At 38.3% G+C, this 7,236-nt stretch carries 7 protein-coding genes, 1 tRNA gene and 1 pseudogene; 6 read left to right on the top strand and 3 right to left on the bottom strand.

The features are described from left to right. Positions 1-227 precede the first annotated feature (227 nt). The gene (locus H5158_RS14650; protein ID WP_182740326.1) at positions 228-1,046 is read right to left on the bottom strand and encodes an AraC family transcriptional regulator; all 819 of its coding nucleotides are present in this window, start codon (positions 1,044-1,046) and stop codon (positions 228-230) included. Between the two features lie 151 nt (positions 1,047-1,197). Here H5158_RS14650 and H5158_RS14655 point away from each other — a divergent pair, with 151 nt between their 5' ends. The 6 genes and pseudogenes from H5158_RS14655 (at position 1,198) to gloA (ending at position 6,437) form a co-directional block, all read left to right on the top strand. Beyond that, positions 1,198-1,596 carry a hypothetical protein gene (locus H5158_RS14655; RefSeq protein WP_182740327.1) on the top strand — a complete coding sequence of 133 codons (399 nt, stop codon included), beginning with the start codon at positions 1,198-1,200 and terminating at the stop codon, positions 1,594-1,596. A gap of 20 nt (positions 1,597-1,616) precedes the next feature. Then, positions 1,617-2,159 carry a GNAT family N-acetyltransferase gene (locus tag H5158_RS14660; protein ID WP_182740328.1) on the top strand — a complete coding sequence of 181 codons (543 nt, stop codon included), beginning with the start codon at positions 1,617-1,619 and terminating at the stop codon, positions 2,157-2,159. A gap of 98 nt (positions 2,160-2,257) precedes the next feature. Next, positions 2,258-2,500: pseudogene (locus tag H5158_RS14665) on the top strand (endonuclease III); the annotation flags it as partial. Between the two features lie 306 nt (positions 2,501-2,806). Further along, on the top strand, positions 2,807-4,717 hold the full coding sequence (locus H5158_RS14670; protein ID WP_182740329.1) for an aminotransferase class V-fold PLP-dependent enzyme: 1,911 nt from the start codon (positions 2,807-2,809) through the stop codon (positions 4,715-4,717). 233 nt (positions 4,718-4,950) lie between these two features. Then, on the top strand, positions 4,951-5,982 hold the full coding sequence (locus H5158_RS14675; RefSeq protein WP_182740345.1) for a serine hydrolase: 1,032 nt from the start codon (positions 4,951-4,953) through the stop codon (positions 5,980-5,982). Positions 5,983-6,035: 53 nt separating this feature from the next. Then, positions 6,036-6,437, top strand: a complete 402-nt coding sequence (gloA, locus tag H5158_RS14680) for a lactoylglutathione lyase (protein WP_145240703.1) — start codon at positions 6,036-6,038, stop codon at positions 6,435-6,437. 90 nt (positions 6,438-6,527) lie between these two features. Here gloA and H5158_RS14685 read toward each other — a convergent pair whose 3' ends face one another. Both H5158_RS14685 and H5158_RS14690 read right to left on the bottom strand, forming a co-directional pair. After that, positions 6,528-6,794 (bottom strand): DksA/TraR family C4-type zinc finger protein, encoded by a 267-nt coding sequence (locus H5158_RS14685; protein WP_145240701.1) that lies wholly within the window; start codon positions 6,792-6,794, stop codon positions 6,528-6,530. A gap of 317 nt (positions 6,795-7,111) precedes the next feature. Then, positions 7,112-7,187, bottom strand: a tRNA-Glu gene (locus H5158_RS14690). Positions 7,188-7,236 lie beyond the last annotated feature (49 nt).

The following is a 7,236-nucleotide window of genomic DNA, read 5'->3' on the forward strand; positions in this document are numbered from 1 at the left end:
CGATAATGTTGCGCCACTGCTCAAGGCTACGCATTTTTCTCATGGCTATCTCCTAATTGAAATTAAGAAATAGTTTAATCGGTTTGACGAGTTACTGGCAGGTGCACTTTGCTAGACGCTTACGTATTATTGAAGACTTGTGTGAGTTTAAAGAGAAAACAGAGTAATCAAAGCCTGCTTTGTGTCATGAACGGATGTTGAATAGATCCCCTGCCAAAATTAGTACTTCATGTCTCATTTAATATTGCTCTCTGTTGCTTTCTCCATGCTGCTGGGGTATCGCCATATGCTTTTTTAAATTGTCTGATGAAGTGAGTAGTATCATTCCAACCAAGCTCTTCAACGATCAAATTTATGGGAGCTTTTGTATGTAACAATCTTGAACAAGCTTCTGTTAAACGATTCCTAGTAATCCAATCTCCAATAGAGTATCCCGTATCTTTTTTCACTAACGTAGCTAAGTGTGATGGGCTGCAATGGATGGCCTTTGCTACATCTTTCAGTGAAATCGGCTCTAAAAAGTGCCGCTGAATATAATCCAACGCTGAGACAACTTTGTTAGAGCCTGTAACAACGTACTTTTCTAATTGTGTGGCCTTCTCAATTTCATATAAAATCAAAATTAGTAGACTCCTATAAACCTCCAAATAGTTAGTATGTGCATTTTTTAATGCTTGCTGAAGTTCATTAAACATAAATGTTATGCTCGATAAACGCTTTTCATCCAACTTTAAAATAGGTAGAGCACCTAATCGAACTTGTCGAAATGGACGCATTAAGGGATCATTCTCATTGAAACCAAGGCAACTTGGGCAAAAACTGACCCACCACACATCCAAGTTTTCGCCTTCAATTAAACTATGGGGCATACCTGCTGGAATTAGTGTGAACATATTAGCGTCTAATTCCACTACTCCTCTATGATGCATTTTTAGAGTGCCTTTATTAATAAAGGTAACAATATATTCTGTTTGAGAACCGTGTTCTTCGCCACTTAAGTTGTCAATAAATTCATGCCCAATACTAATCGTATGTTCCGAATGCATTTACCCCCCTTTTTCAGCTAAACGAACAATAAGCCGATTATAGCGTAGAGGTATCCATATAAAAACTCGAACATTGAATGAATAATAGATTCTAACAAAACAAAAAGCCGATATTTGGCATACCTACAATTTAATGACTGGAGATTTTTAGATGAGTTTAACATTGGCTTTGATGGGATTAGCTCTACATACATTGATATGGGAAAAGCTTCCTGATTGGGGAAACTGGTTCAATTGGATAGTGAAGCGATTGCCTAAACCTTTAGCTTATCTATATGATGCGTGGCGTTGTCCATTTTGTTTTGGCTTTTGGATTGCCTTAGCATTGCACGGTATAACTGGCATTAGTACGCTTGAGAGCTTAACTTCTATGCCACAATATCTTGGTGTACTAGGTGTGCCAATAGCTTGGTTTTTAGATGCTTTAGCGACAGCATTACTCATTATGTTTGGCAATTTATGTTTTAGCGCAATCGCAGTCCCAGCTATTAAGGGGCATCAAATGACACAAGAGTTTCGAAAAGCAATGCTAGAAGATGAAAGTGCTTAATTGAAAATAGGATGGCAGATATGACAACTAATGATATATCAAGTGATAACAGTTTATTCACGAGTGAACATCTTTCGGTTTATTCCTGTGCTTCGATATTTTTAGAAAATCAAACTTTTGTGGTAGAAAAAGTAGTCGAGCTGCTTACACCGCAAGTAGTGAAGGCACTCCCTATTGGCTGGCAAGGTATTGAAACGCCTAAACAAGCACTTAATTGGTTGAATGATAGGTTTAATGAAAGCAATTTACTTGCAATTAAGTTAAAGCAATCACATGAAATTATTGGGTTTGTTTTTATCCATAAGACGGAAGAAAATGTAAGTCCTGTCTCTTTTAATATAGGGTATTTGATTGGTGAAAAATATTGGGGGAAAGGTTATGCAAGCGAGGTTTTAACTGCGTTGGTCAATTATTATAAAAACCAAGCTAAAGCCAGCATCCTGCTTGCAGGTGTTGAAACTGACAATATTGCTTCTATTAAAGTGCTAGAGAAATGTGGATTTGAGATAAGCAAATCAAAAATGGCTCAGGAATGTAATTTATATTATGAACTTAGGCTTTAAATTTCATAACGTAATAGGCGCAGATTTTAGCTGAGCGGCTGCTTCTCGCTCAAAGCAGTCTTGCAAAAGTAAGTATTTTCGCTCTAGGTTCATTATATTTTGGCTGGCCAACCATTGCTGTAGATACCCATATAGACCGTGTATCAAACCGTACTAAGCTTACTATGGGTAAAGACGTGGTCCGCGGTTAAAAGCTCGAAAAAGTGATCCCAAAAGAATTTAAAGTAGACGTACATCACTGGCTTATTTTACATGGTCGTTATGTTTGTACAGCCCGTAAGCCTAAATGTGGCAGCTGTATTATTGAAGATTTGTGCGAGTTTAAAGATAAAACTGAGTAGATATAGACCCAAACCTGTAGATAAAACACCTTCATTTTAAACGATTATTAATTATAAACCTCAATTATCAGGCTTATAAGAATAAGCTCAGTGATTAATTCGCATTCCAGTCTTTTTTCTGTTTATTAAAGTAGGTGCCTAACTTTGGCACCTTTCATTTTCCATACCTTGAAAATCAATTTAAATAAAATCTGTTTATTCGTGATTTGGCGTAATTATTAGAATATTTTCAAAGTATTAATTTCACAAGCGTCAATCCTTTAGTTATGCTGTTGAGCATTATGAAATTTTATTGCGAGAATTCCTATGCTACCAATACTTCGTATCTTGTTAATTGAGCAAGATCCAGTCACCTTACAAGAGCTTTCAACGAATCTGTCGAAGACCATTGTCAATTTTGAGCGAGATGATATTCATATCGATATTATTGAGCGTCTTGAGCTAAAACAAGCGTTGGACATTGTAGAGGAAGATGGTGATATTCAGGCTGTAGTGCTTAGCTGGGATTTGCAAAATAAGGTTGGCGAACGCACTTATAGTCGCTTTATCGAGCAGTTAAAGGGGATCCGCCTTGAGCTGCCTGTTTATGTTATTGGCGATGATACGAAAGGGCTTGAAATCGTTAATGAGTCGGAGGAGATTGAGTCTTTCTTTTTTAAAGATGAGGTAATTTCTGATCCTGAAGCAATTTTAGGCTATATGATCAACGATTTCGATGACCGCTCAGAGACCCCATTTTGGACTGCGTACCGCCGCTATGTTGGCGAAGCAAACGATTCTTGGCATACACCAGGTCACAGTGGCGGCTCGAGCTTTAGAAATTCTCCTTATATTAAAGATTTTTATCAGTTTTATGGTCGTAATGTGTTTGTGGGCGATCTGTCGGTTTCTGTTGATTCGTTAGGTTCATTGTCAGATAGCACTAATACCATTGGCCGTGCGCAAGAGTCAGCAGCGGCGACGTTTGAAGTCAAGCATACCTATTTCGTTACCAATGGGTCGTCTACCTCAAATAAAATCATTTTGCAGACATTGCTGCGTAAGGGCGATAAAGTGATCATCGACCGCAATTGTCATAAATCTGTGCACTATGGCATTTTGCAATCAGCGAGTTTACCTGTTTATTTGTCGAGTATTTTAAATCCTAAATATGGCATTTTTGCGCCGCCGTCGTTGGCCGATATAAAACAAGCGATAGAACAAAATACCGATGCAAAATTACTGGTTCTTACCGGTTGTACTTACGATGGCCTACTGAGCGATCTGAAACAGGTGGTCGATTTTGCCCATCAACATGGTATTAAAGTATTTATTGACGAGGCATGGTTTGCTTACTCGCTGTTTCATCCAAGCCTACGATACTATTCCGCCATTCATGCTGGCGCTGACTACGTCACTCATTCGGCGCATAAAGTGGTATCGGCGTTTTCTCAAGCGTCTTATATTCATGTTAACGACCCTGATTTCGATGCTGATTTCTTTCGCGAGATTTACAGTATTTACGCTAGTACATCGCCAAAATATCAGCTTATCGCGTCGCTTGATGTGTGCCAAAAGCAATTAGAGATGGAAGGCTATAAGTTACTCAATGCTTTGTTAAACCATGTGGAAGAATTTAAACAACAGATGGCTTCACTTAAGCAAATTAAAGTGCTAGGTAAGCAAGACTTTATGGAAATATTTCCGCACTTTAGTGGTGATAACATGGGTCACGATCCGCTAAAAATTCTCATCGATATTAGCGAATTACCTTATTCGTTAAAGGATATTCATAAATACCTGCTGGATGAAATTGGCCTAGAAATAGAGAAGTACACTCACAGCACCATCTTAGTGTTACTGACGCTTGGCGGCACGCGCTCAAAAATAATTCGTCTTTATAATGCGCTCAAAAAACTCGACAGCGGTAAAGTGAAGTTGTCAAAATCGACGCGACGATCTCGCTTGCCTGAGAATCTACCAGCCATAGACTTAGCGTGTATTCCAAGCGATGCCTTTTATGGCGAGCGCGAATCTGTGCCTATCGGTAAAAGTAACAACCGTATTTGTGCCGGTTTAGTCACCCCCTATCCGCCAGGCATTCCTCTTTTGGTGCCGGGACAGCATATTACAGAGGAACATATAGAGTACCTTAAAGAGTTAGCAGGACAAGGTTTGACGATTCAAGGGAGTTTTGATGGTGAAATCTATGTTCTTAAGGGCAAAGTTCAAAAGTAAAAATATACTTTAATACAGTCGAACTCCTTATAACTAAACAGCAATGTCACACGATATTGCTGTTTAGTGCGTTATAATTCTAGGCCACTTTAATAGAACTTGGTGTGCTAAGCTCATGTTAGTATTAGGTAATATCACGTCAGAATTTAAAGATAAGACAGAGTAAATAATACGAAGTATAGTAGATTAAAGAACTGACCCTTACACTACAAAATAAATGAAGCGGATACGTAATAATGCTAGTTAAGAACAAAAAAACGCTTACTTTAATGCGCATTGCTGCATTTATTGTCACCATCATGAGCATATACTTTTTTGCCCCTTGGCAGTTTGCTTTATATTACTTGCAACCGCTACCGGCGACGATCAAAGAACAAACACAAGAGGCTATTGAACAAGGAGTCGATGGCATTATTGTGTATATTCATAGACAAGGACAGCAACCTGAATTTTTTGCAAACGGTTGGCATAATCGAGATCAAAAAATCCCCGCTTACCCTAGTGCACTTTTTAAAATTGGCAGCATTCGAAAGTTATATGATGCAGCAGCTTTAACCAAACTTTCAGCCGCTGGACGTATTGATGTAGATAAAACACTGGCTGATTATCTTCCATCATTAATTGGACGCATTGAAAATGCAGATAAGATAACACTACGAATGATGGTAAAACACAAAAGTGGCATACCCAATTACACAGACACTGATAATTTCGATTGGTCAATCACCTACCCTGACCCACTTGCATTAGTACTCGATAAACCCGCTGATTTTAGTCCTAATGCTGATTACGGCTATTCTAATACTAATTATTTGTTGCTGCGGAAAATCATGTCTAATGTGCTGGGTTATGACCATAACCAATTTATTAAAAACGAGATTTTAACGCCATTGGGCTTAACGAATACCTTCGAGTCTGTAAATGAGATAAATTTAGCGCTATTAATGAGTGGCTATTATGTTGGCTACGAAAATGATTTTAAAGCACTTGATCAAGGGTATGTGGCAACAGCACAAGATGTGGGCGACTTTATTGTGGCATTAAATAATGGCACATTTTTTAGTGAACAAGAGCAAGCTTTGTACGCATCACTCTATAAATATGAGCACACAGGTTGGGTATTAGGGTATTCAAGCATTGCTCGTTATTATAAAGATATCGATACAGTCGTTGTGCAGTTTATAAATACTAATGGCAATGATACTGTGTTGCTCACAGAAATAATTTATAATCGGATTATTGATATTTTAACAGCGCAGCAGTAGTTACAGAGTAGCTGCGTTATCAAAAATTTATGTGAATTTTAAAGAGGGTTTAAATGCGTTTATTACACACCATGTTACGGGTTGCTGATCTAGATAAATCAATTGCGTTTTATACTCAAGTACTCGGCATGAAAGAGTTACGCCGTGCTGATAACGAAGAGTATCGCTATACCCTAGCCTTCGTAGGCTATGGCGATGAAAAAGACACAGCAGTACTTGAGCTGACCTATAACTGGGATACCGACAGCTATGATTTAGGCAATGCCTATGGTCATATCGCCATTGAGTTTGATGATATCTATAAAGCCTGTGCTGATATCAAGGCCGCTGGCGGCAATGTTAGCCGTGAGCCAGGACCTGTTAAAGGCGGCACAACAGAAATTGCTTTTGTAAAAGATCCAGATGGCTACTCAATTGAATTAATTCAGAAGAAAGAAAATATGAGTAAATTTTAGCAAATATATGTAATAGGTTTGCTAATCCGCTTTTTATTTATTTAAGCTCAACTCTGATACGATATTAAAAAAGGTGCTGTATGCACCTTTTTATCGTAATTGACTGTCTTTACTGCCACGTCGGTTAAACCCTTTAGAAAGCGTGCCTTTACCTTCTAGTTCAGCTTGGCAACTTACACAATACTTCACACCAGGTAACGCGAGCCTTCGTGCTTGTAGTATTGGTTCATCACATTCTTCACATAGCTCGGCACTAGCTCCAGAAACTAAATTACTTCTAGCATATTGCACAGCATCATTAACGCTGGCATCAATTTGATCTTGAATTGCACCCTCTCGTGCCCATCCACTTGCCATATAACCTCCTATTTATTTGGACGTTTATATGTACGCTAACATAGATGAAGTTTATTTAAGCTGAATATAAGAAAGGGAAAGATACTAATAAAATTTAGGAATTATTATATAAAAGATTTAATTTTTAGATTTTAACTTGGATGAATAATTCTGAAGTAACTATAGAAATGCAGTTAAACTGATGTTACAGGCTTTTTAATAAAAGCTATCTTACTAATAAATAGTAAGTTTCGTCCCAAGAGATTAGTACTCTTGTTAACGTTGTGTATAGAGAGTGCGGTGTCACACTTTCTTGCACATTACTTAAAAAAAGTAAATGGCGTCCCCAAGGGGATTCGAACCCCTGTTACCGCCGTGAAAGGGCGGTGTCCTAGGCCTCTAGACGATGGGGACACAGAATATGTGTCACTAGGACAACTGAATGGTTTAACTCGTTTCAGGC

The organism is Pseudoalteromonas sp. SR45-6, assembly GCF_014163545.1.
In the GTDB taxonomy this organism is placed as follows: Bacteria; Pseudomonadota; Gammaproteobacteria; order Enterobacterales; family Alteromonadaceae; genus Pseudoalteromonas; species Pseudoalteromonas rhizosphaerae.

Bases quoted from the DNA above. Each gene is read 5' to 3' on its own strand.
- H5158_RS14685 (WP_145240701.1), bottom strand. From the start codon at position 6,794: ATGGCAAGTGGATGGGCACGAGAGGGTGCAATTCAAGATCAAATTGAT.
- H5158_RS14650 (WP_182740326.1), bottom strand. From the start codon at position 1,046: ATGCATTCGGAACATACGATTAGTATTGGGCATGAATTTATTGACAAC.
- gloA (WP_145240703.1), top strand. From the start codon at position 6,036: ATGCGTTTATTACACACCATGTTACGGGTTGCTGATCTAGATAAATCA.
- H5158_RS14670 (WP_182740329.1), top strand. From the start codon at position 2,807: ATGCTACCAATACTTCGTATCTTGTTAATTGAGCAAGATCCAGTCACC.
- H5158_RS14660 (WP_182740328.1), top strand. From the start codon at position 1,617: ATGACAACTAATGATATATCAAGTGATAACAGTTTATTCACGAGTGAA.
- H5158_RS14655 (WP_182740327.1), top strand. From the start codon at position 1,198: ATGAGTTTAACATTGGCTTTGATGGGATTAGCTCTACATACATTGATA.